Raw genomic sequence first — 25,955 nt, 5'->3', positions numbered from 1 at the left:
GTCGGTGAGCTCTCACGGGCGTCCCGTTCCTGGTTGCTGGCACACGGGCGAGTCGCTTGCGCCATTGTTGTCGACGTCGGCATTGGTCGTGGTCGAGGTGTCCGTGTTCCGTGCCACGAACTGGGAATCGAGCTGAGCGCCCTTGTTGGTCCCTGGGCCCACGTCGAGGAAGACGCGCAGCTGTTGGTTGGTGTTCACGCTACCGGCCTTGGTGAACACGAAGGGCCGCTCCGCCGGAAGCTTGTTGCGCACACGTGAGGCAAGCGTGGACCAGGCGCTGGGGGCAACCCCTGCGGTGACGTTTGCCCACGACCTGCGCTGGACGGTTCCGGAGGACGGCACGTAACGCCACTGTATGCACGTCGGCTGCGTCCCCGCTTCCACCGCTGTCATAAGGTACTCCACGTAGTAGGCCCCGCTCGTGCCCGTGCCCGGCATGTTGATCGCCGAGGCGTACCGGACCTCCTTGTCGAGACGCTGGAACACCCGGCGCACCTCGTCGCCGGCGTCCGCGACCGACTGGGCGCGCGCGGTGTCTTTCGTCATGACGACCACCCCTGACATGAAGACCGCGATGACGACCGTGAAGATCCCCATCGCCACGATGAGCTCCACCAGTGTCATGCCCGCGTCCCGATCAGCCTTGACGCGACGTCCACCCCACCCGGCGTTCACTGCTGCACCTTCACTGTCGCTGTGGCGACGGGAGTCGTGAATGGCTGTGAGCCATACGTCATCGTCACCGTGTATCCGAAGGTGCAAGTCGCGGACTGCGTGCCACTCCACACTGGCCTTGTGAACTCGAAAGCTCCCAACCCTGTGTCTGACGCCACCGTGACTATGGCCGGTGTTCTCACCGTCTTCGACGGGGCTGGCCCTTCGGACACGCAGACGGGTGGGGACGCAACCGCATAGGTGATCCCAGTGGTCTTGGCATTCGGGATGTTTGTGAGGCCCGCCCCGATCACAGTGATCGTCTGCTTGTCAGTGCGGGTGATTGTCGGCGTATGCGTGTACGCCTTGGCCACCGGTGTGACCCTGATGGTCGCGGTCTTGGTCGCGGAGCGGGTGCCCGTGGCGTCCTCGAGCTGGAACGTGAAAGCGTAGACGCCGACCGTGCCAGCCTTCGGTTGGTACTTCATAGCTGTGGATCCCGCGCCGGTGAGGGTACCAACCGATGCGGCAGGGGTCGTGCCCACCGCGACGACCGGTGTCATCGGGAAGACCTTGTAGCCGGCTGGGCCGATCGCCAGCGTGGTCTGGCCCGGAGTCATCGTAGCGGGGATGTCTACTACCACGTCGGTGGCCGAGACGATCGGGGCGGTAACCGAGATCGTGATCGTCGCCTCGAGGAGGCTGTTCTGTGCCGAGGCATCAATGACCGTGTACTTCAACGTGGTCGAAGTGAGTGGCGCCGAGGCGCTCGCAATGAACCTGATGTCGCTCCCGACCACAGTCGCCGTTCCGAAAGAACCGGCCGGCGGCGTGGTGATGGAGGGAACGAGGCCGGTGCCCAAGTCGTTCGCGACGGCCGGGATGACGACCGTCCCACCCCTTGCGACCGTCGCCGTGTCGTTGACCGCCTTGGGCAGCACGGCGATGCGGACTGTCGCCTCGTTCGAGTTGCGTCCCTGGACGTCCCGGAGCTTGTAGGTCAGCTCGACGGGGCCGGAATAGTTCGTGGGGGCGGTGTAGTTGATCGCGCCCATCTTCAGACCGCTCGAGACGACAACTGCAGTTCCGTAGGCGGGCGCAGTGAGGATGGTCGTCGGGTTAGAGGTAACAGTACTGATCACATCGTTCGCAAGGACGTCAATCATCGTCAGCGGGTCACCGGCAGAGAACTTCGCTGCGTCATCATAGGCAACGGGCTTCGTGGAGAGGTTCCAGCTGGCGTCCGTCGACGGGTCGATGAGCGCGCTCAGCCGGTAGGTGCACCTCCCGGAGTCGCACTGGTCGGCCTTCCCTGCCGCCCAAGTCACTACGACAGTCGCACGGTACATCTGGACGCTGCCGACGAGGTTGGCCGCGGTGCACGACTGCCTTCCGACGCTGGCTGCAGCGGGGCGGTAGCAGGTGCCGATGAGAGTCGTGATCGTGTAGTCCATCCCCGACGCCGTCGTCTCACGGACCTGCGGGAGAGAGTCGTTCGCGTGGCCGGACTGGGGGGTGATGGCGTCCCAAGTGGCGACCGTCTGCGCGGTGTCCTGGGGATCCGCAGCCGCCCACACGGCCTGCACGTCGGCCTTCGAGCGACCCGTGAGAAGACCGCTCGTCGCGGCGGGAGTGGCCGGGCGGGGGTCGATAGAGCGAACGAGCTCCATGCCCTGCGTCGCGATGGTCGACGCGGCCTGGGTGCGCTGGAGGTGCGAGGCGTTCTGCGCGCCGCGCACGAAGAAGAGGAGAGCCCCGGCAGCGACGATTCCGATGAGGAAGAGAGCGACCACGACCTCGATCAGAGAGAAGCCCTCCTCGACGCCAGCGTGCACGCCGTGTCGCGCTTCATCGGGCTGGGGTGTGGCAACGTCCACGGCCGTGTTGTCTCCTGTCAAGGTGTCCGGATGCGGCCTCGTGGGGAATGGGCTTGCGCCCATTCCCCACGATATTCACTGAGTGATCAGGGGCACGGTGTGGTGGTCAGACCGCCGGTGGTGCTGTTGTAGTACAAGCCCGCAACGGCCTTGTCACCCTTGGCGTTGGTGCCGGTGATGCAGTATCCGTCGGTACCGACGAGCTTGGCAGACAGAACGTTCCCCGGGCTCAGCGCGACGTCCTTGTTGTCGGGCGCGGCGCCGATCGTGACCTTGGGCGTGCCCGCAACGTTCGCCGTCACGGCGATATACGCCTGCTTGTCGGTGTAGTACGTCTCCATCTCGTTAGCGACGGTACGGAGGTCAGACTTCACGGAGGAGTCGACAGCCTTCTTGCGCTGGTTCATGAAGACCGGGATCGCGATCGCCGCGAGAATGCCGATGATGATGATCACGACGAGGAGCTCGATGAGCGTGAAGCCCTTGTCCTTCTCGTTCATGGACTTGTGGATGCGAGCAATCATGCTCGGCCTCTTTTCAGATTCAGTGTCATATGAAGAATGAAGCCGGTCACATGTCGTCGACCGGGTCGCACGCGTCTGCATCGACCTTCTCGGTCCACATCTTGAGGGTTTGCGTCACAATCGCGTGAAATTCACCCGCTCTGGAGGGAACTCATCACGGAAGGTTGAAGGACAGCGTTCCAGCACAGACTTCGTCGTCTCTGTCGCCCAGTCCGCTGCCCCCGCGATAAGTCCAGTCCTGAGTTCCTCGAACTCCCGTCGTCCTGGAACCCATGAGGCAATAGCTGTCGCCACTCTCGTAGACTTCGATGGTCGTACCCGCCGTGAGCCGGAGTCCCTCACGCAGGGTGGCCTGCGACAGCGGAGCGCCCACAGTGCGGATCGCCTCGACCGCCCCGGCCACGAGGCGCAAGTCGCTCTTGACCGTCGCGTCGGCGGCACGCTCACGCTGTCCCATGAGAAGCGGGACGACGATCGCTGCGAGTATCCCGAGGATCGCGATGACGACAAGCACCTCGATCAGCGAGAAGCCCCTCTCGCTGCGCCGAAGGTACCCGCTCTCCCGACGCGCTGGAAGGTGGCCATGCGGAGTGCTCATCACTGGATGAGGTCGAAGATGCCGAAGATCGGCATGTACATGGCAATGACCATCCCACCGATGACCGAGCCCAGGACGACGATCATCAATGGCTCGATGAGGCTTGTGAGCTGTTCCGTGGTGGCCTCGACCTCTTGGTCGTAGAACTCCGCGATCTTGGCAAGCATCGTGTCGAGGGCACCGGTGTCTTCACCGACCGCCATCATCTGCACCACCATCGGCGGGAACACCTTGTGCTCGGCGAGCGGTCCCGACAACGACTTACCAGATCGCACAGACTCCTGCACAGCCTTCGTCGCTCTCTCGATGACGATGTTTCCGCTGGTCTCCCCGACGATGTCCAGAGCCTGCAGGATCGGCACGCCCGCGTGGATCATCGCACCGAAGTTCCGCGTGAAGCGAGCGACGGCGATCTTGCGGAAGAGGTTGCCGAAGACCGGTGCCTTGAGCTTCCACGGGTCGAGCAGCTCACGGACCGAACGGTCGTTCTTGTGCTTGGCCCACCACGCGCCGAACACGCCGAGGGCAACGACTGTGGGGATGGCGCCCCACTTCACGCCGACAGACATCTGCATGAGGATCTTCGTCGGGAGCGGGAGCTCACCTCCCAGGGAGGTGAACATTCCGGCGAAGACCGGCACGATGAACAACAGCATGCCAGTCGTGGCGAGGATGGCGATGACGAAGACGACCACGGGGTAGGTCATCGCGGACTTGATCTTCCCGCGCAGCTTGACCTCGTCCTCGAAGTTCTCCGCAACGGACACGAGGACCTGGTCGAGGAATCCGCCGATCTCTCCGGCCTTGACCATGTTGATCATGAGCGGCGGGAAGGTCTCGGGATGTCGGCCGAGCGCCACCGAGAAGGCCGCACCAGTCTCGACGTCGCTGCGCACCTGTCCCAAAATCTTGGCTAGCGGCTTGCTTTCGGTCTGCTCGGCGAGGATGCTCACCGAACGAAGCAGAGACAGTCCCGCGTTGATCATGGTGGCGAGCTGCCGTGCCATGATCGCCAGATGCTTGAGCGTGATCTTCTCGCCGAAGCCCGGGATGGTGATCTCACGCTGCAGCCCGGTCGACTGCACCTCGCTGATCGAGACCGCGGAGACACCCATCGTCTTCAGGCGGCCTGCCACAGCAGCCTGGTTCGGGGCCTCGAGTCGCCCCTTAACCAGGGCACCCTGCTTGTCCCGGATGACGTAGTCGAAAACCTTCGTGCCGGTGGCCATCACACTGTCCTGTTCTGGTGGCTGGAACCGCCCATGTTCGCGTTGGCGAGGCCAGCTCCAGCGGTCGAACCGGTCGCCCGCCCCGTCAGCCGGTTGTAGTCGGTGATGTGCTGGCACTTCTCGAGGCCGGTCTCGTAGGAGATGCGTCCTGCCCGGGTCAGGTCGGCGAGGTGCTGGTCCATCGTGTGCATGCCTTGCTGAGACCCGGCCTGCATCGCCGAGTACACCTGGTGCGTCTTGCCCTCACGGATGAGGTTGCGGATGGCCGGTGTCGCGATCATGACTTCGGTTGCGACCGCACGGCCGGGCCCGTCGGCGCGCTTGCACAGCGTCTGACAGACCACACCCTGCAGCGCGCCGGCCAGCTGCGTACGGACCTGTCCCTGCTGCTCGGGCGGGAAGACATCGATGATGCGGTCGATCGTCTGCGCTGCGTCCTGTGTATGCAGGGTTGCGAAGACGAGGTGTCCGGTCTCGGCCGCGGTGAGCGCGACGGAGATGGTCTCGAGGTCACGCATCTCGCCGACGAGGATGATGTCTGGGTCCTGGCGCAGCACGTGCTTGAGAGCGTTCGCGAAGCTGTGGGTGTCGGACCCGACCTCACGCTGGTTGATGATGGACTTCTTGTGCCGGTGCAAGAACTCGATCGGGTCCTCGACCGTCATGATGTGGTCCGAGCGCGTGCGGTTCGCCAGGTCGACGATCGACGCCAGCGTCGTGGACTTTCCCGACCCCGTCGGCCCCGCCACGAGGACCAGCCCACGCGGAAGTCCCGCAAAGTTAGCCACCACAGCAGGGATGCCGAGGTCCTCGAGCGGCTTGATGTCGTAGGGAATCACGCGGAAGGCTGCGCCGATGGACTCACGCTGCTGGTAGAAGTTCACGCGGAAGCGTGCCAGGCCGCGGACGGCATACGAGAAGTCGAGCTCGAGGTTCGCCTCGAACTTCTCGCGCTGCTTCTGGGTGAGAATCGCATAGAGGGTGCGCTGCAGACTCTCCTGCGTGACCTGTGCGTGCTGATCGAGGGCAAAGAGCGAGCCGTCTCGGCGCACCATCGGCGGGGCACCAACGGTCAGGTGGAGGTCGGAACCCCGTGCCTCGACCATCTCGCGGAGAACCGCATCGAGCACGACGTCGCTGTCCTGGACCTGACGGGACATGCCGATGCGGGCCTGGCCCGACGCCGGACGGGCACGCTGAGCGGGAGGGGGTGGCGCAGCGTGCTGCTGGGGAGCTGCGGGAGCCTGCGGCTGTGGAGCGACGGCAGACACCCGCACGGGAGCAGGCGCTGCCTGCTGTGCTCGAAGCGCCATGAGGTCAGACGTCGCAACCCGCTGCGACGGGTGCTGCGGCGTGCCTGCGGCGGGAGGTGCGCCCTGGATCGGGGCCGGCTGGACCGCCGCGGACTGGGGCTGCCACTGTCCGGCCTGGTCGGCCATGGTTCGCCGGGTGGCGAACGGTGCCGCACCATCCGGCAGGGTGGACTCGCTCATGGGTCAGCCTCTCGCGTCGACAGCCACAGTGCTCATGTGACGTCTTCTTATCGGCGCCGCGACAGCGGACCTTAAGCCACCACTCGCATGATCTCCTCGATCGAGGTCTGCCCTTGGACGACCTTCATCCAGCCGTCGTCGCGCAGCCTACGCATTCCCTGGTCAACCGCCGTCTTCATGATCTCTGCCGAAGAGGACCCGGCGACCGCGTGGCGCTCGATTTCTTCGGTGACCCGCATGACCTCGTGGAGGGCCAGGCGCCCTCGATACCCGGTCCCCGAGCAGGTGGTGCACCCGCCCGTCCGGTAGAGCTGCGGCTTGGGCTCCCCAGGCACCCACGGAAAGCGAGAGGCGATGAGCTCGACCTCATCCGGCTCATATGGCACCTTGCACTTGCCGCAGAGCTTGCGAGCCAGCCGCTGGGCGACGATGCAGTCGATAGCTGACCCAACAAGGAAGGGTTCGATGCCCATCTCCACCAACCGGGTCACCGCGGACGGCGCGTCGTTGGTGTGGAGAGTGGACAGCACGAGGTGACCGGTGAGCGCGGCCTCGATGGCGATCTGCGCGGTCTCGTGGTCGCGGATCTCGCCGAGAAGCACGACGTCGGGGTCCGAGCGCAGGATGGAGCGCAACGCGCCAGCGAAGGTCAAACCTGCCTTGGGGTTGACCTGCACCTGGTTGATGCCGTCGAGACGGTACTCAACCGGATCTTCAACCGTGATGACATTGATCTCGGGCTTGGAGACGGCATTGAGCGTGGCGTAGAGAGTTGTCGACTTCCCAGAACCGGTAGGCCCGGTGACAAGGATCATTCCGTACGGCTTGTTGTACGCCTCCGAATAGACCGCGTAGTTCTCCTCCCCGAAAGAGAGGTCGCGCAGGTCCAGGCTGGCGGTGGAGTTGTCGAGGATGCGCATGACGATCTTCTCGCCCCACACCGTGGGCAGCGTCGCCACACGCAGGTCGATCTTGCGGCCGTTGTGCACCACGGACATGCGCCCGTCCTGGGGCTTGCGTCGCTCGGCGATGTCGATGTCGGAGAGGATCTTCACGCGCGAGGTGACCCCGGCGGAGATGCTCTTGGGCGACCGCTGCATCTCGTGCAGCACGCCGTCGATCCGGTACCGCACCCGCAGGTCGTGCTCGGCCGGCTCGATGTGGATGTCGGAGGCCCGGTCAGTGATCGCCTGGGTGACGATGAGGTTGACGTAGCGCACGATCGGCGCGTCGTCCTCGACCGATCCGCCGATCTTGGACAGATCAACGTCCTCCAAGCGGCCTTCCTCCACGAAGGCATTCGTCAGGTTGTCCATCTCGTCGTCGGCGCGCACGTAGCGGTCGATCGCCCGGGACAGGTCCTCGTGCGTGGCGACCACCGGCAGCACCTGCATGCCGGTCATCGAGCGCACGTCGTCGACGGCGAGCACGTTGCCCGGGTCGGCCATCGCCAGGACGATCGCGTCCCCCTCGAAGGCGATCGGCAGCACCGTGTACCGCCGGCACACGGACCCGTTGAGACGGGTCACCGCGTTCCGGTCCACCGGGAACACGTCCAGGTCCACGAACTGCATGCCCACCTGAGCGGCCAGCGCCGAGACGAGCTGCCCTTCGGAGAGCACTCCCAGCTCCACCAGGACGCGCCCCAGGCTGGTGCCGCGGATGATCTGTTCGTCGAGCGCGGCCATCAGCTGCGCCTCGCTCACCAGACCCTCTTCGAGCAAGATCTCACCGAGCTGCTTCATGGATTCCCCTCACCGACCGCTGCGCACCACCGCGGACAGGGGCGTGCAGCGAGATTCAATCGTCCGAGGAGTTATCGGCAGAACCGTCGCCGAAGGTGAGCGTGACGAGGATGAAGTTCGCTCAGGATGCCAGGGCGCGGTCGAGCGCGTCGGACATCGCCTGGACCGGGGCGATGCGCCCGGTCATGAGGCGCACCTGCTCGACGGCCTGGTGCAGCAGCATCCGCTGCCCGCCGACGACCGCCCCGCCACCGGCCCGCCACGCGGCCGACAGCGCCGTCGTGCGAGGTTCGTAGCTGACGTCGAGCAGCACGCCGTGCAGCGCAGACTCCCCCGGCACGCGGTCTGCGAGCAGCCCGGTGAGCTCCCCGGCGACGGCGTCCGCCCCGTGGGCGGGCAACGTGGAGACGACGACCCCTGCGGTGAGCATCGCGCGCGCGGCACCGTCGATGGTGTGGAAACGCGGGCTCACTCCCATCCGGTGCGCGGCCCGCTGCAGGTCCCCGGTCCGCCCGAGAGAGCGAACATAGACGTTCGCCGATGCCTGCCCCAGCTCGGCCAGCGCCGCCAACGTGGACGACGCCGTGGCACCGGCTCCCAGCACCACCGCGCCGCGGCGGACAGCCGCCCGCAGCGCCTCGACGCCGGTGACATCAGCCGACGAGGCATCGGGCGCGGTGAATCCTTCGCCCAGCGCAGTGACCAGGCCATAGACGTCGGTGTTGGTACCCACGAGCGTCCGCCCGCCCCCGGTCCCGGAGAACACCACGGTGTTCACCGCCCCGGTCACCTCAGCGAGAGGTTCGATGTGGTCGAGCATCCCGATGATGGTCTGCTTGAGCGGCATGGTCAGGCTCAACCCGGCCCAGGAGTCGTCGAGCCCCCCGACGACCTCCGCCAGCGTCTCCTCGGTGACGTCGAGCGCGCTGTACTCCCACCCGGTCAGGCCGAGCGCGGCATAGGCCGCCCGGTGCAGCACCGGGGAGAGCGAGTGGCCGATCGGGTGACCGAGCACCGCGGCGCGCCTGACTGCCACCAGCGCGCCAGCGCCGGCTTCGACCGGAGTCACTCCTTGTCCGCGTTGTGCGCCTCGCGCCACGCGTCGTAGAGCTTCCTGTTCTCCTGGTGCTCTGCCCACGTCTCGGCGAACTTCGTCACCTTGTTCACCGGGTCGACCGCCACCCAGTAGAGGTACTCGGTGTCCGCGGGCGTGAGGACCGCCTGCAGGGAGGCGACCGAGGGCGACGCGATGGGTCCCGGCGGAAGACCGGCGTTCTTGTACGTGTTGTACGGGCTGTCGTACTCCAGGTCGGCGCTCGAGGTGCTCGCGTCATCGGATCCGCCGATGACGTAGTGCAGCGTCGCATCCATCTGCAGCTTCATGTCGATCGCGAGCCGGTTCGCGATCACCGAGGCCATGAGTGGTCGGTCCTCGTCCGTGCCCGCTTCCTTCTCGACGATGGAGGCGGTGGTGAGCAGCGTCTGCCGGTTCTCGACCGGGACAGCCAGGGAGTCGAGGGTCGCGACGGTCCCCGCCACCATCTGGGCGATCATCTGGGTGGGCGTCGCGTCCAGGGCGAACTCGTAGCGCGCCGGAGCGAGCCAGCCCTCGGCGTTGCCACCGGCCTCGGCCGGCAGCCCGATGGCCGCGGCGTCGTTCATCGCGGCGGTGACGTCAGCCTCGGAGAAGCCGGTCACCTTGACGATCCGGGCGATGGCCTTGGCCTTGTCGAAGCCGTTCGGGATCTCGACGATGAAGTCGGCCCGGTTCGCCGAGTCCAGCAGCGCGGTGACCGCGTCGGAGGCCTTCATCGACTTGAAGAGGTTGTACGTTCCCGGCTGGATCGACCCGGCCTGCGGGTTGGCAGTGTACGCGGCGACGAAGGCCTTGGTGGAGGCCACCACACCAGCCTCGGTGAGGACCTCACCGATCTGTGACCCGGCGGCACCTGTCGCCACTGTCACCTGGACCGAGCCGGTGCCCGGGCCGGGGTAGTCGACGATCTCGTCGACGGGCTCGGAACCGAAGAGGTCGAAGCTGTCGAAGAACGCGGTGCCCTTGGTCCAGACGAAGTACCCACCCGCCCCGACGAGCACGACGGCGATGAGCACGCTGATGAGTGCGCGGCGGCGGCGCTGGGCGGCCCGCTTGCGCGCGGCTCGCAGCTCTCGCTTCTCGCTGCGAGAGAGCTGCTGTTCGTCATCAGGCCGCTCGATGCGTGTCGGGCCCTCGAAGAGATCGTTCACCGGTCTGGAGCCTCCACACTCATCATGGTCGTCGTTGCGCCGCGCGGACAATGCCACAACCTACTGCACAAGCCTGGTCAAGAACACATCCGCGACGCCTCGTCGCAGGATGTCACGTCAGGTGACCAGCTCCCCGGCGCGACCACCGCTGGCCCGCTCGCGTTCGAGAGCCGACTGCAAGATCACCACGGCGGCGACCTGGTCGATCACCGCACGGTGCTTGCGCCCCGCTCGACCCGAGGCGTGCAGTGCCTGGTGGGCACTCACCGTGCTCATGCGTTCGTCGACCAGATGCACCGGGACGGGGTCGATGATCCGGGCCAAAGCACCAGCGTACGCCCGCGCACTGGCAGAAGCCGAGCCCTCTGCGCCAGAAAGATGGCGCGGAAGACCGACGTACACAACTTTGACACCTCGTTCGTGCACCTCGGTCGCAATCTGCGCGACGTCCGTGGGCACAGCGGCGGGGTTCTTCTCCGCCGTGACCATGTCCCGGGCCAGCGTCTCCACGGGCGTGGCGACGAGCCCGTCGGGGTCGCTCACCGCGACCCCGACCCGCACGCTCCCGACGTCGATGCACAGCCGCGGACCGCGCTCGAGCGCGTCGCTCATGCGCGCAGGACCGCCGCGACGCCGTCGCGCACGCCGGCGAGGGCGGCCGGCAGCGCGGCGGCGTTCTGGCCACCACCCTGCGCCATGTCGTCCTTGCCGCCACCGCCGCCGCCGAGCACGCCCGAGGCGGCCTTGGCGAAGGCGCCGGCCTTGAGGCCGCGCTCACGGGCAGCCATGTTCGTCACGATGACCACGAGCGGACGGTCCTTGGACACCCCACCGATCGCCACGACGGAGGGCTCACCCTCGCCCAGGCGTCCGCGCAGGTCCAGGGCGAGCGCCCGCAGGTCGTCCGCGGAGGCCACCTCGCCGGCGTCGTGCACGACGACGCGGGCACCGCCCACGACCTCGGCGCCGGCGGCCAAGGCACCGGCCGCACCCAGGAGCTGGCGCTGGCGCAGCGCGGCCAGCTCCTTCTCGGTCTCCTTCAGGCGCGCGAGCAGGCCGCCCACGCGGTCCGGCAGCTCGTCCGTGCGGACGTTGAGCAGACCGGTGAGCTGACCCACCAGAGCGTGCTCCTTGGCGTGGAAGCCGTAGGCGCCGTCACCGACGAGAGCGTCGACGCGACGCACCCCGGAGCCGATGGAGGCCTCACCGAGCAGGGTGACCAGGCCCAGCTGGCCCGACCGCTTGACGTGCGTGCCGGCGCACAGCTCGCGCGACCAGTCGCCACCGATGGAGACCACGCGCACGCGGTCACCGTACTTCTCCCCGAACAGGGCCATCGCGCCCAGCGCGCGGGCCTCGTCGATGTTCATGACCTGGTCGGTGACCTCGAGGTCTTCGGCGAGCTGGGTGTTGACCCGCTCCTCGATCTCCTTGAGCGCGCCCTGCGGCACGGCCTGGCTGGAGCGGAAGTCGAAGCGGATGCGGCTCGGGGCGTTCTCCGACCCGGCCTGCGTCGCGTCCTTGCCCAGGGACTCCTGGAGCGCCTTGTGGATCATGTGGGTGGCGGAGTGGGCACGGCTGATCGCCTTGCGCCGCGCCACGTCGATGGTGGCGGTGCCGGTCTCCCCCATCGTCACGATGCCGTCGACGACGCGCCCGCGGTGCACGGACAGGCCCTTGATCGGCGCCTGGACGTCGTCGACCTCGATGGTCGCGCCGCCGTCGAGCACGATGGTGCCCTGGTCGGCGAGCTGGCCACCGGCCTCGGCGTAGAACGGCGTGCGGTCGAGGATGACCTCGACCGTGGACGGAGCCGTGGCCACCGGGCCCGGCGTCCCGTCGACGACGAGGCCGACGACGCTCACCCGGGCCGTGGTGTCGGTGTAGCCGAGGAACTCCACGGGCTTGGCCATGTCGCTGGCCAGGGACTCGTAGGCGGCCTTGTCGGCGCCGCCGTTGCGCTTGGCGAGGGCGTCCGCCCGGGCGCGGCTGCGCTGCTCCTGCATGAGGGTGCGGAAGGCCGTCTCGTCCACGGTGACACCGTGCTCGGAGGCCATCTCCAGGGTGAGGTCGATCGGGAAGCCGTAGGTGTCGTGCAGGGCGAAGGCCTCAGCGCCGCCGAGGACCGGGGTCGCTGACGGTCCGGCCTTGGCGATGGCCGAGCCGACGGCCGACTCGAGGATCGTGGTGCCGGCGGTGAGGGTGCGGCGGAAGGCGTCTTCCTCGGCGTAGGCGATGGCCGAGATCCGGTCGAAGTCCGTGGCCAGCTCGGGGTAGGAGTCCTTCATGACGTTCATGCTGGCGGGCAGCAGCTCCGGCAACGAGGGGTCCTCGACGCCGAGCAGGCGCATGGCGCGCACGGCGCGGCGGATGAGGCGGCGCAGCACGTAGCCGCGGCCCTCGTTGGAGGGGCGGATGCCGTCGCCGATGAGCATGAGGGCGGAGCGGATGTGGTCGGCGACCACGCGCATGCGCACGTCGTCCTCGTGCACGGCGCCGTAGACCTTGCCCGAGAGGCGCTGAGCGACCTCGATGACCGGGAAGACCTCGTCGATCTCGTACATGTTGTCGACGCCCTGGAGCAGGAACGCGACGCGCTCCAGGCCCATGCCGGTGTCGATGTTGCGCTGCTTGAGCTCACCGAGGATGGGGAAGGAGTCCTTGCCGCCGCCGTCACCGCGCTCGTACTGCATGAACACGAGGTTCCAGATCTCGATGTAGCGGTCCTCGTCGGCGACGGGGCCACCCTCGACGCCGTAGGCGGGGCCACGGTCGATGTAGATCTCCGAGCAGGGACCGGCCGGGCCGCGGGCGCCGGTGGACCAGAAGTTGTCCTTCATGCCGCGGGACTGGATGCGCTCGTCGGGCAGGCCGGCGACCCGCTTCCAGATCTCCCGGGACTCGTTGTCCTCGTGGAAGACGGTGACCCAGACGAGGTCCGGGTCGAAGCCCAGCTTGCCGTCGTCGACGGATCCGGTGATGAAGTCCCACGCGTACGTGATGGCTTCTTCCTTGAAGTAGTCACCGAAGGAGAAGTTGCCGTTCATCTGGAAGAACGTGCCGTGCCGGGTCGTCTTGCCGACCTCTTCGATGTCCAGGGTGCGCACGCACTTCTGCACGCTCGTGGCCCGCTTCCACGGGGCGGTCTGCTGACCGGTCATGTACGGGATGAACGGGACCATGCCCGCGATGGTGAAGAGCGTGGACGGGTCCGGGGAGATCAGGGACGCGGACGGGACCACCGCGTGATCGCGCTCGGCGAAGTATGTGAGCCAACGCTTGCGAATCTCGGCGGTGCGCATGATGTCCTCTATCGAAGGCGGTGATGGGAAAGGCGGTGCGGGCGCCGCGCCGCGGATGACGCAGCGGACGACGCTCTGGGTGGCACCTCGGCAGGGCGGAGGCGCGACTCAATCTTAGTCGGACGCAGCACCCGACATGGTCAGAAGGAGTAGCCGAGCTCGTCGTCGACGGAGTCGTCGTCGTCGATCGCGGCGTAGCGGGCGCGGGTGGCGGCCTCGCTGGAGTGCCGTCCCGCGCTGCGCCCGGGCGCTGAGTCATAGGCGTCGCGGCGGGCCTGCAGGTCCTCCACGGACCCTTGGGTCGTGGCCAGGAGCGCGTCTGCGAGCTGGGCCGCGCGCTCGTCACGGGCGGCGCGGAAGTCTGCCATGAAGTGGCCGGCAGCCTCGGACAGGGCGGAGCCGGTGGCCGTGGCGGTCGCTGAGGCGCGGTCCACGACGGCCGCGGGTGCGTACTGACGGATGACCTGACGTCCCTTGACCACGACCACGACCGTCAGGACGACGCCCGTGCCGACCCAGAACAGGCGGGCCATCAGTGGGCCTTCCTGCCTGCGCCGTCGCGCACCCGGGAGGTCGCCTGGCCGAAGGCCTTGCGCACGCCGTAGGAGAAGGCCGCGACCTTGACCAGGGGGGCGCCGAAGGTGGCGGCGTACAGCCCGGTGAGCGCGGAGACGTTCTGGCTCACCTCCGCAGCGGCGGTGGTGATGGTGTCGACCTTGACGAGCTGGGTGTTGGTGCTGGCCACGGTCTGTGCCGACTCGTCGAGGATCGGCACGGTGTGCTCGGTGAGGTCCTTGATCGACTGCGTCGTGGTGTCGAACACCTTGCCCAGCTTGACCAACGGCACAGCGACGAGTCCGACCAGCGCCACGAAGGCGACCGCCGCGATGAGTCCCGCAATATCTCCGACCACTGTCGCGCTCCTTGCCATAGACACCAAAGTCGACCCCGACCCCGTGAGCACGGCCATTGGCGGCGCTCTGCGGACGTCAGGCAGCCTTGCTCCGCACCGGGCGGAGAAGGCACTGGGGACGAGACTACCCGCACACAAGAACGCCCCGCCCGCAGCAGCGCTGCGGACGGGGCGTCCTGGAGGCAGATCAGAAGCTGATCAGCGCGAGTAGTGCTCGACGACGAGCTGGACCTCGGCGGTGACCGGGACCTCAGCGCGCTTGGGGGAACGCACCAGCGTGAAGGACAGCTTCTCGAGCTGGACGTTCAGGTACGGCGGGACGGCCGGCAGGACGTCGCGGTGCGCACCGGCGGCGGCGACCTGGAACGGGACCGTGGCCTGGCTCTTCGGCTTGACCTGGACCGTCTGGCCCGGCTTCACCTTGAACGAGGGGCGGTCGACGATCTTGCCGTCGACGAGGATGTGGCGGTGAACCACGGCCTGGCGAGCCTGGAGCGTGGTGCGGGCGAAGCCGGCACGCAGCACGAGGGCGTCGAGACGGACCTCGAGGATCTCGACGAGAGCCTCACCGGTCAGACCCGGAGCCTTGCGAGCCTCTTCGAAGGCACGGGCCATCTGCTTCTCGCGGAGGCCGTACTGGGCGCGAAGACGCTGCTTCTCACGAAGACGGACCGCGTAGTCCGACTCGGTGCGGCGACGGGCGCGGCCGTGCTCGCCCGGGGGGTAGGGGCGCTTCTCGAAGTGCTTGACGGCCTTCGGGGTGAGCGCAATGCCCAGCGCGCGGCTCAGGCGAACCTGGCGGCGCGAACGGGTCACAGAAGACATAAAAAGTCGTCCATTCCTGTCGTGATTGACGTCGCATACCTCACGCGGGTCGCGTGGGATGCGGGACCAGCCGACGGAACGGGCCGGGCGTCGTACGACGCGGGTCCCGCTCACAGGGCCGAGGTCCCAGTGGTCACCAGTGAAGGCAACCTGAGAATTCTAGCATCGATGCGGCTAGTCCCCGCGCAGGATGGCGCGGATCTTGTCCATCCGCTCGGTCACGGCCCGCTCGTACCCGCGGTCGCTCGGGCGGTAGTAGCGCGACCCGACGAGCTCGTCGGGCAGGTACTGCTGGGCGGCGACCGCGTGCGGGGCGTCGTGGGCGTACTGGTAGCCCTGCCCGTGCCCGATCGTCTTTGCCCCGGAGTAGTGGGCATCACGCAGGTGCGCCGGCACCGTCCCGGCCTTGCCCGCGCGCACGTCGGCCAGAGCAGCGTCGATGGCCAGGTAGGCGGCGTTGGACTTGGGCGCGGTGGTGATGTGCACGACCGCCTCGGCGAGGATGATCCGCGCCTCGGGCATCCCGATGAGGGCGACCGCGGTAGCCGCGGCCGTCGCCGTCTGCAGCGCGGACGGGTCAGCCATGCCGACGTCCTCCGCTGCCGAGATGACGATCCGTCGCGCGATGAACCGCGGGTCCTCCCCCGCCGCGATCATCCGGGCGAGGTAGTGGATCGCCGCGTCCACGTCCGACCCGCGCATGGACTTGATGAAGGCGCTGATGACGTCGTAGTGCTGGTCCCCGTCACGGTCGTAGCGCACCGCGGCGACGTCGATGGCCCGCTCCATCGTCGCCAGGTCGAGCACGACCGGCTCACTGGTCTCCTCGGTGTCCGCGTCGTCGTCGGACCCTCCGGACAGTGCGGCTCCGGCCGCGGCCTCCAGGATCGTCAGGGCCTTGCGGGCATCGCCGCCGGCCAGGCGCAGCAGGTGGTCCATCGCGTCGTCGGCCAGGGTGACGGTGCCGGCCAGGCCGCGCTCGTCGGCGACGGCGCGCTCCACGAGGGTGCGCACGTCCTCCACTGTGAGCGGCTGCAGGGTGAGCAGCAAGGACCGGGACAGCAGCGGGGAGTTGACCGAGAAGCTCGGGTTCTCCGTGGTCGCGGCCACGAGAGTGACCCAGCGGTTCTCCACGCTCGGCAGCAGGGCGTCCTGCTGGGACTTGGAGAAGCGGTGCACCTCGTCGATGAACAGGACCGTCTCGGCGCCGCCGGTGGCCAGGCGCCGCCGGGCGTCCTCGATGACCGCGCGGACGTCCTTGACCCCCGCGGTGACCGCGGACAGCTCGACGAACCGCCGGCCCGAGCTGGCGGCGATGAGGTAGGCGAGGGTGGTCTTCCCGGTCCCCGGCGGGCCCCACAGGATGACCGATCCGGGCGCCGCACGGCGCGACGACTCCTCCGCGGGCTCCACGAGACGGCGCAGCGGCGAGCCCGGCACCAGCAGGTGCGCCTGCCCGGCGACCTCGGCCAAGGAGGCGGGACGCATGCGCACCGCGAGGGGAGAGCTCGTCCCGACGCTGGGGACGCCGCTGGTCGCCTGCGTCGTGGCGTCGAACAGATCCATGGGGCCAGCCTAGGTCCTCGGGCGAGACGGTCCTCGTGTGCGATGCTGTGAGGCGTGTTCGAGAGTCTGGGTCGCCGCATCGCCGACCATCCCCGCAGCGCCATCGTGACGTGGGCCGTCATCACGGTCCTCGGCTTCTCCCTCGCCGTCTTCGGCGTCCACGGGGAGAGCCTGTTCTCGCGGCTGACCTCCGGGGCGCCGGTCATCCCGGGGTCCCAGAACGACGAGGGCCTGGCCATCCTCGAGGAGATCAACCCCTCGGCGGAGAACATCTCCCTCATCGTCGACGGCGCCTCGCCGAGCGACCCGGGTGTGGCGGAGGTCATGGCCGGCGTGCATGCCGAGCTGGTGAGCATCGAGGGCGTCGAGTCGGTGCTCGACCCGATCATCGTGCCCGCCGGGCCCGAGAGCGACGTGGGCAAGATGTTCACCGCCCAGGACGGCGACGGCTTCCTCGTCGTGGTGGGCATCGAGGCGGGCCTGCCCGACGACGTCGAAGCCGCCGCGGTGGACGACGTCACCGCCACGCTGCGCACCGCAGCGACGGACCTGACGGCTCAGGACCCTGAGGTGAGCGGACTGGTCGGGGGGAACTCTCTCATCCTCGACGCCATCACCTCCCAGGTCGAGCGCGACCTCACCACCGGTGAGGCCATCGCGCTGCCGATCGCGCTGCTCATCATGGTTGCCGTGTTCGGCGGGTTCCTCGCCGCCGCGATGCCCATGGCCGGCGCCTTCGCCTCGATCGGCACCGGGCTCGGCGCCCTGCTGGCCATGTCCTACGTCATGACCATCGACGCCTCCATCGTCAACGTCGTGACGCTGCTGGGCCTGGGGCTGTCCATCGACTACGGGTTGCTCATCGTCTCGCGCTTCCGCGAAGAGCTCTTGCGTCAGAACGCCTCCGCCACGGAGAACCGCGAGAAGCGCCGCCGCAGCCGCGACGACGCCCAGGTCGCCCAAGCGCTCGTGACGACGATGGGCACCGCCGGGCGCACGGTGGCCTTCTCCGCCCTCACGGTGGCGATCTCCACCGCTGGCCTCATGGTCTTCACCCCTGAGGTCCTGCGTGCCATCGGCGCCGCCGGACTCATCATCATCCTCGTGGCCGTGGCCACCGCGCTCACGCTCGTCCCGGCGCTGCTGCGGCTGGCCGGCAAGCGCCTCGTGCGGCCGGACATCTTGTCCACGGTCCCAGGCCTGCGCGTGGTGCTGCGCCACTCCTCCGCGGTAGACAAGGACGAGGGTTTCTTCTCCCGCTTGGCGAGCCGGGTGCAGCGCCACCCCGCGTGGGTCGCGGGCGCCTGCGTCGTCGTGCTGCTCGTCCTCGCGGCGCCGGTGCTGGGGCTGCAGATGCGCAACTCCGGGATCGAGCTGCTGCCGACCTCCTCACCGCAGCGGCAGTTCGTCGTCGCACTGAGCGAGCAGTACCCGGCCACCGCGGCTCCGGAGATCCGGGTGCTCGTCGAGGGAGACCAGGCCGCGGCGCAGACCTTCGCGGACGCCGTCGCCGGCATCGACGGCGTCGAGGCGGTCACCGCGCCGGTGGCCATCGACGACTACGCGACCTTCGGGGTGGACATCCCCTCCGGTGATCCCGGCGGAGAGCAGGCTCTGGAGGTGGTCTCCGCCATCCGTGACCTCGACCCCAGCAGCCCGTTCTGGGTGATCGGTCAGGCCGCCGGTCAGCTGGACTTCACCGACGCCCTCGCCGACCGGGTGTGGTGGGCGGTCGCGATCGTCGTGCTGGCCACCTTCGTGCTGCTCTTCCTCATGACGGGGTCGGTGGTCATCCCCATCAAGGCGCTGCTGACCAACGCGATCTCGCTCGCCGCCTCGCTGGGAGTCCTGGTGTGGGTGTTCCAGGAGGGGCACCTGTCCTCGCTGCTCGGCTTCACGTCCACGGGAGGGATCGAGACCTTCGTCGTCGCGCTGGTCATCGCCTTCGCCTTCGGGCTGGCGATGGACTACGAGGTGTTCCTGCTCTCACGGATCAAGGAGCTGCATGACGCCGGGGTCGACTCCGAGACGGCGGTGCGGGTGGGCCTGCAGCGCACCGGACGGATCATCACGTCGGCCGCTGCGATCATCATCGTCGTGTTCGCCGGCTTCGTCTTCGGCCAGCTGCTCATCATCAAGCAGGTCGGCTTCGCCCTGGCGGTGGCGATCTTCATCGACGCCACGATCGTGCGGATGCTGCTCGTCCCCGCCACCATGACGCTGCTCGGGAAGTGGAACTGGTGGGCACCTGCCCCGCTGCGCCGGCTCCATGAACGGATCGGCATCACGCACTGACCGATGGTTCAGACGGCGGGCGCTCCCTCTGGTGCGCCCTAGCCCCTGAGTACCGCTGAACAGCGGCGACGATGCACCTGGCGTGGCGCAGACAGCCGGAGGTCCGTCGTGCCACACTGTCCGGATGAATCCGACCTCTGCCGGTATGGGACCCGCCGCGCGGCGCGTCATGGAGCGCCACGAAGCTGCGGTCACGCGGTACCGGCGCTGGACGATCGCGGCCCGCGCGGTGACCGTCACGCTGATCGTCGTCGCGCTCGTGCCCTTCGTCGCGATGGCCTTCATCGCCAACGGTCTCGGCACGCCGACGGCGCTCAACTTCGTACCTACCGGCCTGCTCGTACCGTGGTTGCTGTGGCGCGACGACGTGCTCACGCTGCTGGGCCGCCCCGGCTACCCGAGCTTCCCCGGCGAGATGCTACGAATCGCCCAGCAGGACGACGACCGCGCGGCCAACCCGCTGCCCTTCGGCTCGGTGCCCCCGGATCCGCGCCTGCGTCCCCGCAGCTGGTAGTCCCGTGCCCGACGACGCACACCTGGAGCGTTTCCGGCCGCCCGCGGGTGGCACACCGGTACCCGTCGAGCCGGACGCGCACGTTAGCCCCGTCGGGGCACCCCGCCGGAGCGAGGGCGTGACCGCAGGAGACGGCTTCACCCCTGTCCCATGGACGGTCTCGGAGGCGGCCTCAACGTCTGCCACCACCTGGGACGAGTGGTCGCACACCCACCGTGACCGCCGTGAACGCGCGGCCCTCGTGACCCGGATCCGCGGCGACCGGGGTATCCAAGGCCTGCAGCACGCCCACGCGGTCGCGCAGCACCGGTCACAGGTGCGCCGAGCCGCTGCCGCCACGGTCGCCGCGGCGGTCATCTTCGGTCTTCTGTGGTTCCGGGTCATCAGCGCCCGAGATGCGGCGATCGAGCAGGGCCTGGGTGACCGGGGATTCGCCCCCGGCGGCTTTGTGCTGCTCCTGTTCACGGTGCTGCTGGCCGTGTGGCTGCTGCGACTGTGGCGCGCTGTCTACCGGGCACGCGTCGACCCCCTGCGGTTCGCCCCGCTCCCCGACTCCCCCGACGCTCCCCGCCACGGCGCCTTCGACGGCACCGCCCAACCCCCCACCCGCTGGTAGCAACCCACCCACCTGCACCCAGCGTTTCCCACCTCTCCCCTGCCCCCCGCCCCCGCCCGTCACCCTCGACGAACTCGTGAACCCGCTCGCGAACTCGTGAGCCAGACGGTCTCAGGTGGCCAGAGATGCCCCTGGCTCACGAGTTCGGCGATCCGTTCACGAGTTCGGCGGAGGGCTCACGAGCTCGGGCGTTCGGGGGCGGGGGGCTGGGGTGGGTGGGGTGGGTGGGGTGGGTGGGGTGGGGATGCAGGGAGCCCCCCTCGGGCGTGGGCTCGAGGGGGGCTCGGGTGCTGCGGGGCCGGCGGGCCGGTCCTAGCGTCGGGTCACGGGGCTGCGACGGCCTCGGTCGACGTCCCGGCCGTGGCATCGGCCGGCTGCGCGTCGGCGGCGGGGGCCTTCGCCTTGGCGTCGACCCCGGCTTCCTTGCGCTGCTGGGCGGTGATCGGGGCGGGTGCCTGCGTCAGCGGGTCGAAGCCGCCACCGGACTTCGGGAAGGCGATGACGTCGCGGATCGACTCCGAGCCGGTGAGCAGGGCGAGGATGCGGTCCCAGCCGAAGGCGATCCCGCCGTGCGGCGGGGCGCCGAAGGCGAAGGCGTCGAGCAGGAAGCCGAACTTCTCCTGGGCCTCCTCCTCGCCGATCCCCATGACAGCGAAGACGCGCTCCTGCACGTCGCGGCGGTGGATACGGATCGAGCCGCCACCGATCTCGTTGCCGTTGCAGACGATGTCGTAGGCGTAGGCCAGCGCCTCACCGGGGTTCTGCTCGAAGGTGTCGATCCACTCGGGGGTGGGCGAGGTGAAGGCGTGGTGCACAGCGGTCCACGCACCCTCGCCGACGGCCACGTCGTCGTCCTCGCCCGTGGGCTTGAACAGCGGCGCGTCCACGACCCACACGAAGGACCACTCGTCCTCGTTGATGAGGCCGGCCTTCTTGCCGATCTCCAGGCGGGCGGCGCCGAGCAGGGCGCGCGACGCCGCCGCGGAACCGGCAGCGAAGAACACCGCGTCGCCCGGCTTGGCGCCGGTGGCTGCGGCCAGGCCCTCACGCTCGGCCTCGGAGAGGTTCTTGGCGACGGGGCCGGCGAGCTCGCCGTCCTCGGTGAAGGTCACGTACGCCAGGCCCTTGGCCCCGCGCTGCTTGGCCCACTCCTGCCAGGCGTCGAAGCCGCGGCGCGGCGTCGAGGCCCCACCGGGCATGACCACAGCACCGACGTACGGTGCCTGGAACACCCGGAAGGGGGTGTCCTTGAAGTACTCGGTGAGCTCGACCAGCTCGAGGTCGAAGCGCAGGTCAGGCTTGTCGGAGCCGTAGCGCTCCATCGCGTCCTTGAAGGTGATCCGCGGGATCGGCGTCGGGATCGTGTACCCGATGAGCTCCCACAGGGCCACGAGGATCTTCTCGCCGAGGGCGATCACGTCGTCCTGCTCGACGAAGCTCATCTCCACGTCGAGCTGGGTGAACTCCGGCTGGCGGTCGGCGCGGAAGTCCTCGTCGCGGTAGCAGCGGGCGATCTGGTAGTACCGCTCCATGCCGGCCACCATGAGCAGCTGCTTGAACAGCTGCGGGGACTGGGGCAGCGCGTACCAGGACCCCGGCGCCAGGCGCGCGGGGACGAGGAAGTCACGGGCACCCTCAGGGGTGGACCGGGTCAGCGTCGGCGTCTCGATCTCGACGAAGTCCTGGGCGTCGAGCACGCGGCGCGCGGCCGCGTTGGCCTTGGCACGCAGGCGCAGCGCGTGCGACGGCGCGGGACGGCGCAGGTCGAGGTAGCGGTGCTTGAGGCGCGCCTCCTCACCGATGGTCTCGGTGCCGTCCAGGGCCGTGGAGACCTGGAAGGGCAGCGGCGCGGACTCGTTGAGCACCACGACGTCGCTGGCGACGACCTCGATCTGGCCGGTGGCCAGGTTGGGGTTCTCGTTGCCGTCCGGGCGCTGGGAGACCGTTCCGGTCACCTGCAGCACGAACTCGCTGCGCAGCGGGTGGGCCACGGACTCGTCGCGTATGACCACCTGGGCGATGCCGCTGGCGTCGCGCAGATCGATGAAGGCCACGCCTCCGTGATCACGACGACGATCCACCCACCCGGTGAGGGTGACGGTCTGGCCGATGTTCTCGGCCCGTAGCGATCCGGCAGTGTGAGTGCGTAGCACGAAGAAGCCCTTCAGACGTGGGGGTGTGGCATCCGGTCACCCGGACGGACAAGCAGAGGTCAAGTCTAGTCGGTCGGCTGCGCAGCCGCGGCGACGCTCGGCCACCAGTCAGCGGCCGGCGGTTCCCAGGCGGTCGGGTCGGCCTCGGACTGAGTCCCGGTGCGGATGTCCTTGACCTGGTGGGCCACGGGCTCGCCGTCGGCTCCCAGCCCGGCGGGGAACCAGACGAAGGGCACGCCGCGCTTGTCGGCGTACTTGATCTGCTTGCCGAACTTCGCCGCGGTCGGGGCGACCTCGACCGGGATGCCGCGCGCCCGCAGGGCGGTCGCCACGGCGTCGGAGGCCGGGCGGGTCTCCTCGGAGGTCACCGCGACGACGACGGCGCTGGGCACCGAACGGCTGGCTCGCACCAGGCCGGCGCTGAGCAGCCGGGAGACCAGGCGGGAGATGCCGATGGACAGCCCGACGCCGGGGTAGGTGTTGGCGCCGTCGGAGGCGAGGGTGTCGTAGCGACCGCCGGAGCAGATGGAGCCGAGCTCCTCGTGACCCACGAGCACCGTCTCGTAGACCGACCCGGTGTAGTAGTCGAGCCCGCGGGCGATCTTGAGGTCGGCGTGGACCACGCCCGGGGCGCGCACGGCTGCAGCCTCGATGAGGGCGCCGAGCTCGCGCAGGCCCTCGTCCAGCAGCTCAGAGGTCACCGAGCGGGCGGCGGCCAGCGCCTGGACCCGGTCGATCACGGTGGTGTCGGCTCCGGAGATCGCGGCGAGCTCGAGGCACGCCTGCGCCTGCTCGTCGCTCATGGCGACCTCGGCGACGAGGGCTGCGGCGACCTTCTCGGGGCCGATCTTGTCGAGCTTGTCGATGATGCGCAGCACGTCGTCGACAGCGTCGATGCCCAGCCCGCGGTAGAAGCCCTCGGCGACCTTGCGGTTGTTCACCAGGATGCGGACCTTGGGCACACCGATCGCCTCGAGCTCGGCCAGGGCCGCGGCCATGACCAGCGGCACCTCCACCTCGAAGTGGTAGGGCAGGTCTCCCGCGCCGACCACGTCGATGTCCGCCTGGGTGAACTCGCGGAAGCGGCCGTCCTGGGGGCGCTCCCCGCGCCAGACCTTCTGGATCTGGTAGCGCTTGAACGGGAAGGCGAGGTGGCCGGCGTTCTCGAGCACGTAGCGGGCGAAGGGCACGGTGAGGTCGAAGTGCAGTCCCAGGCCCTGCTTGTCGGCGGCGGAGACGTTCGCGTCGTCCTCGGCCTGCAGCCGGCGGAGCACGTAGACCTCCTTGGAGGTCTCCCCCTTGCGCAGCAGCTGGTCGAGCGGCTCGACGGCGCGGGTCTCGATGCCGGTGAAGCCGTGCAGCTCGAAGGTGCGGCGCACGGAGTCGAGGATGTGGGTCTCGACGATGCGGTCAGCCGGGAGCCATTCGGGGAAACCTGAGAGGGGTGTGGGTCGGGCCATGGAGCAGATTCTTCCAGATGCGCCGAGGTCCACGCGCCGCGCAGGATGGACACGTCAGCACAGCGCCGAACTCTTCTCTAGACTATGGGTGCAACTCGTCGATGCTGGGAGCAGGCACACTGCCCCCGCAGCGCCGGCGAGACAGCAGATCACCGGCTTGGGTATCCCCAAGCAGTCGCTGACGACCAGTACGCGCTCACGCGCCCGCGCCGTCATCATCCAAGGAGTTGAGCCCAGTGAGCGAGAGCACCGACCACGCTACGGACGCCGCGCAGGACGCTGTGGTGACAGCCGACGCTCAGGAGGCGACCGCCGCCTCGACGCAGCCCACGGTCCCCACGCCCGACGACGCAGCACCGGCCGAGGCCGCGCCCGCGACTGCCGAGGCAGAAGCCGCACCGGCGCCGGACGACGCCACGCCGGCGCCTGCTGAGCCTGAGGCAGCTGCGGCAGCTGAGGCAGAGCCCTCCGAGGCAGAGCCCGCCGCCGCGACGACGCCCGCTCCCGCTGCAGCACCCACCCCTCGCCCGACGCCGCGGCCCACCCCGCGTCCGGTCCCGCGCCCCACGCCGGCAGCAGTCACCCCTGCCGCCGTCGAGCCGGTCGCAGTCGTCCCCGACGAGGGCGCTCAGACTCAGGCGGCCCAGGCCTTCGGCCGGGTCGACGAGGACGGCACGGTCTACGTGACCGAGGCCGCCGGTGAGCGCGTCGTGGGTCAGTTCCCCGGTGTGACCCCGGCCGAGGCGATGAGCCTGTACGTCCGCCGCTTCCTCGACCTGCAGGCCAAGGTCGCGCTCTTCGAGGCACGCCTGGGCACCGCCGAGCTCACCGCCAAGGAGATCGACTCCACCCTGGCCAAGCTCACCGAGGAGGTCGCCGAGCCCGCTGCTGTGGGTGACCTGGACGGTCTGCGGGCCCGCGTCGAGGCACTGCGCACCATCGCGGCCGGTCGCCGCGCCGAGCTCGAGGCTGAGCGCGCCGCCGCCAAGGAGGTCGCGCTGGCTGCCCGCACCGCGATCGTCGAGGCTGCTGAGCGTCTGGCGAGCACGGACCCGGCCAAGATCCAGTGGAAGCCGGCCGGTGAAGAGCTGCGCGTCCTGCTCGAGGCCTGGAAGGAAGCCCAGCGCTCCGGTCCGCGCCTGGACCGTCCCAGCGAAGAGGCTCTGTGGAAGCGGTTCAGCCACGCCCGCACCACCTTCGACCGCGAACGCCGTCACTTCTTCGCCGAGCTGGAGAAGCAGAACTCTGGCGCCAAGGCGACCAAGGCCGCTCTCGTGGCCGAGGCCGAGCGTCTCGCCTCGAGCACCGACTGGGGTGCAACGGCCGGGGCGTACCGCGACCTCATGGCTCAGTGGAAGTCCGCCGGCCGCGCCAACCGCAAGGACGACGACGCTCTCTGGGCCCGCTTCCGCGCCGCTCAGGACGCCTTCTTCGCTGCCCGTGACGCTGCCAACGCCGAGATCGACGCCGAGTACGGCGAGAACCTCGTGGTCAAGGAGGCCATCCTGGCCGAGGCTGAGGCTCTCCTGCCGGTCACCGACCTGGCCCAGGCCAAGGCCGCCCTGCGCAACCTGCAGGACCGCTGGGAGGCCGCGGGCAAGGTCCCGCGCGGTGACGTGCAGCGTGTCGAGGCCCGCATGCGTGCCGTCGAGACGGCAATCCGTGACTCCGAGCAGGCCAAGTGGACGCGCACCAACCCCGAGACGCGTGCGCGCGCCGAGGGCATGCTCGCCCAGCTCGAGGCCGCCATCGCCGGGCTCGAGGCTGACCTGGCCGCCGCTGAGGCTGCCGGGAACAAGCGCAAGGTCAAGGACATCGAGACCGACCTCGCCGCACGCCGCGCCTGGCTCGAGCAGGTCGTCAAGGCCGCCGAGGAGTCCCGCGGCTGACACCAGGCCCCTGGTGACCGGTTGAACCGCTGAGGGCGGGTGCGCATCCTGGATG

At 68.8% G+C, this 25,955-nt stretch carries 21 protein-coding genes; 4 read left to right on the top strand and 17 right to left on the bottom strand.

The window, feature by feature from the left end:
• Nucleotides 1-12 precede the first annotated feature (12 nt).
• From SS2_RS07235 to SS2_RS07165, 15 genes are all read right to left on the bottom strand, one after another.
• On the bottom strand, nucleotides 13-675 hold the full coding sequence (locus SS2_RS07235) for a type II secretion system protein (RefSeq protein ID WP_083941922.1): 663 nt from the start codon (nucleotides 673-675) through the stop codon (nucleotides 13-15).
• A complete protein-coding gene (locus tag SS2_RS07230) occupies nucleotides 672-2,531 on the bottom strand; it encodes an Ig-like domain-containing protein (RefSeq protein WP_169796274.1) in 1,860 nt (619 codons plus the stop codon). The genes SS2_RS07235 and SS2_RS07230 overlap by 4 nt, the downstream gene beginning before the upstream one ends.
• Before the next feature lie 86 nt (nucleotides 2,532-2,617).
• Nucleotides 2,618-3,055, bottom strand: a complete 438-nt coding sequence (locus SS2_RS18185) for a prepilin-type N-terminal cleavage/methylation domain-containing protein (RefSeq protein ID WP_066462560.1) — start codon at nucleotides 3,053-3,055, stop codon at nucleotides 2,618-2,620.
• A 154-nt stretch (nucleotides 3,056-3,209) separates the two neighbouring features.
• Nucleotides 3,210-3,653: a type II secretion system protein gene (locus tag SS2_RS18120; protein ID WP_157607226.1), complete on the bottom strand. Its 444-nt coding sequence runs from the start codon at nucleotides 3,651-3,653 to the stop codon at nucleotides 3,210-3,212.
• Entirely contained in the window at nucleotides 3,653-4,882 is a 1,230-nt protein-coding gene (locus SS2_RS07215; RefSeq protein WP_066462556.1) for a type II secretion system F family protein, read from the bottom strand. Before SS2_RS07215 ends, SS2_RS18120 begins: the two co-directional genes overlap by 1 nt.
• Nucleotides 4,882-6,375, bottom strand: a complete 1,494-nt coding sequence (locus SS2_RS07210; RefSeq protein ID WP_245643425.1) for a type IV pilus twitching motility protein PilT — start codon at nucleotides 6,373-6,375, stop codon at nucleotides 4,882-4,884. Before SS2_RS07210 ends, SS2_RS07215 begins: the two co-directional genes overlap by 1 nt.
• 71 nt (nucleotides 6,376-6,446) lie before the next feature.
• Nucleotides 6,447-8,120: a GspE/PulE family protein gene (locus tag SS2_RS07205; RefSeq protein ID WP_066462555.1), complete on the bottom strand. Its 1,674-nt coding sequence runs from the start codon at nucleotides 8,118-8,120 to the stop codon at nucleotides 6,447-6,449.
• Nucleotides 8,121-8,241: 121 nt separating this feature from the next.
• Nucleotides 8,242-9,189, bottom strand: a complete 948-nt coding sequence (locus tag SS2_RS07200; protein WP_245643423.1) for a shikimate dehydrogenase — start codon at nucleotides 9,187-9,189, stop codon at nucleotides 8,242-8,244.
• Complete coding sequence (gene mltG, locus SS2_RS07195; protein ID WP_066462550.1) at nucleotides 9,186-10,367, bottom strand: endolytic transglycosylase MltG; 1,182 nt, start codon at nucleotides 10,365-10,367, stop codon at nucleotides 9,186-9,188. Before mltG ends, SS2_RS07200 begins: the two co-directional genes overlap by 4 nt.
• Nucleotides 10,368-10,484: 117 nt before the next feature.
• Nucleotides 10,485-10,979, bottom strand: coding sequence for a Holliday junction resolvase RuvX (ruvX, locus tag SS2_RS07190; RefSeq protein ID WP_066462549.1), 495 nt, complete (start codon nucleotides 10,977-10,979; stop codon nucleotides 10,485-10,487).
• A complete protein-coding gene (gene alaS, locus SS2_RS07185) occupies nucleotides 10,976-13,669 on the bottom strand; it encodes an alanine--tRNA ligase (protein ID WP_066462547.1) in 2,694 nt (897 codons plus the stop codon). The genes ruvX and alaS overlap by 4 nt, the downstream gene beginning before the upstream one ends.
• A 140-nt stretch (nucleotides 13,670-13,809) precedes the next feature.
• Nucleotides 13,810-14,202, bottom strand: coding sequence for a hypothetical protein (locus tag SS2_RS07180; RefSeq protein ID WP_066462546.1), 393 nt, complete (start codon nucleotides 14,200-14,202; stop codon nucleotides 13,810-13,812).
• On the bottom strand, nucleotides 14,202-14,582 hold the full coding sequence (locus SS2_RS07175; RefSeq protein ID WP_245643421.1) for a DUF948 domain-containing protein: 381 nt from the start codon (nucleotides 14,580-14,582) through the stop codon (nucleotides 14,202-14,204). The genes SS2_RS07180 and SS2_RS07175 overlap by 1 nt, the downstream gene beginning before the upstream one ends.
• Before the next feature lie 198 nt (nucleotides 14,583-14,780).
• On the bottom strand, nucleotides 14,781-15,407 hold the full coding sequence (rpsD, locus tag SS2_RS07170) for a 30S ribosomal protein S4 (RefSeq protein ID WP_066462544.1): 627 nt from the start codon (nucleotides 15,405-15,407) through the stop codon (nucleotides 14,781-14,783).
• A 174-nt stretch (nucleotides 15,408-15,581) separates the two neighbouring features.
• Nucleotides 15,582-16,973 carry a replication-associated recombination protein A gene (locus tag SS2_RS07165; RefSeq protein ID WP_066462533.1) on the bottom strand — a complete coding sequence of 464 codons (1,392 nt, stop codon included), beginning with the start codon at nucleotides 16,971-16,973 and terminating at the stop codon, nucleotides 15,582-15,584.
• A gap of 54 nt (nucleotides 16,974-17,027) precedes the next feature.
• Between SS2_RS07165 and SS2_RS07160 the strand changes: the two genes are divergently transcribed.
• From SS2_RS07160 to SS2_RS07150, 3 genes are all read left to right on the top strand, one after another.
• Nucleotides 17,028-19,268, top strand: coding sequence for an MMPL family transporter (locus SS2_RS07160; protein ID WP_066462529.1), 2,241 nt, complete (start codon nucleotides 17,028-17,030; stop codon nucleotides 19,266-19,268).
• Between the two features lie 124 nt (nucleotides 19,269-19,392).
• A complete protein-coding gene (locus SS2_RS07155; protein WP_157607225.1) occupies nucleotides 19,393-19,782 on the top strand; it encodes a hypothetical protein in 390 nt (129 codons plus the stop codon).
• A gap of 118 nt (nucleotides 19,783-19,900) precedes the next feature.
• Nucleotides 19,901-20,398: a hypothetical protein gene (locus SS2_RS07150; RefSeq protein ID WP_066462526.1), complete on the top strand. Its 498-nt coding sequence runs from the start codon at nucleotides 19,901-19,903 to the stop codon at nucleotides 20,396-20,398.
• A gap of 323 nt (nucleotides 20,399-20,721) precedes the next feature.
• Here the strand turns inward: SS2_RS07150 and aspS are convergent, their stop codons facing one another.
• Together aspS and hisS are read right to left on the bottom strand one after the other, a co-directional pair.
• A complete protein-coding gene (gene aspS / locus SS2_RS07145) occupies nucleotides 20,722-22,551 on the bottom strand; it encodes an aspartate--tRNA ligase (protein ID WP_066462525.1) in 1,830 nt (609 codons plus the stop codon).
• A 65-nt stretch (nucleotides 22,552-22,616) separates the two neighbouring features.
• Nucleotides 22,617-24,011 carry a histidine--tRNA ligase gene (gene hisS, locus SS2_RS07140; protein WP_066462524.1) on the bottom strand — a complete coding sequence of 465 codons (1,395 nt, stop codon included), beginning with the start codon at nucleotides 24,009-24,011 and terminating at the stop codon, nucleotides 22,617-22,619.
• A 236-nt stretch (nucleotides 24,012-24,247) separates the two neighbouring features.
• Here hisS and SS2_RS07135 point away from each other — a divergent pair, with 236 nt between their 5' ends.
• Nucleotides 24,248-25,900 (top strand): DUF349 domain-containing protein, encoded by a 1,653-nt coding sequence (locus tag SS2_RS07135; RefSeq protein ID WP_066462523.1) that lies wholly within the window; start codon nucleotides 24,248-24,250, stop codon nucleotides 25,898-25,900.
• Nucleotides 25,901-25,955: the final 55 nt, after the last annotated feature.

This window comes from Sanguibacter suarezii NBRC 16159 (assembly GCF_001552735.1).
GTDB classification, from domain to species: Bacteria; Actinomycetota; Actinomycetes; order Actinomycetales; family Cellulomonadaceae; genus Sanguibacter; species Sanguibacter suarezii.
This window is presented reverse-complemented; position numbering and strand designations above follow the sequence as displayed.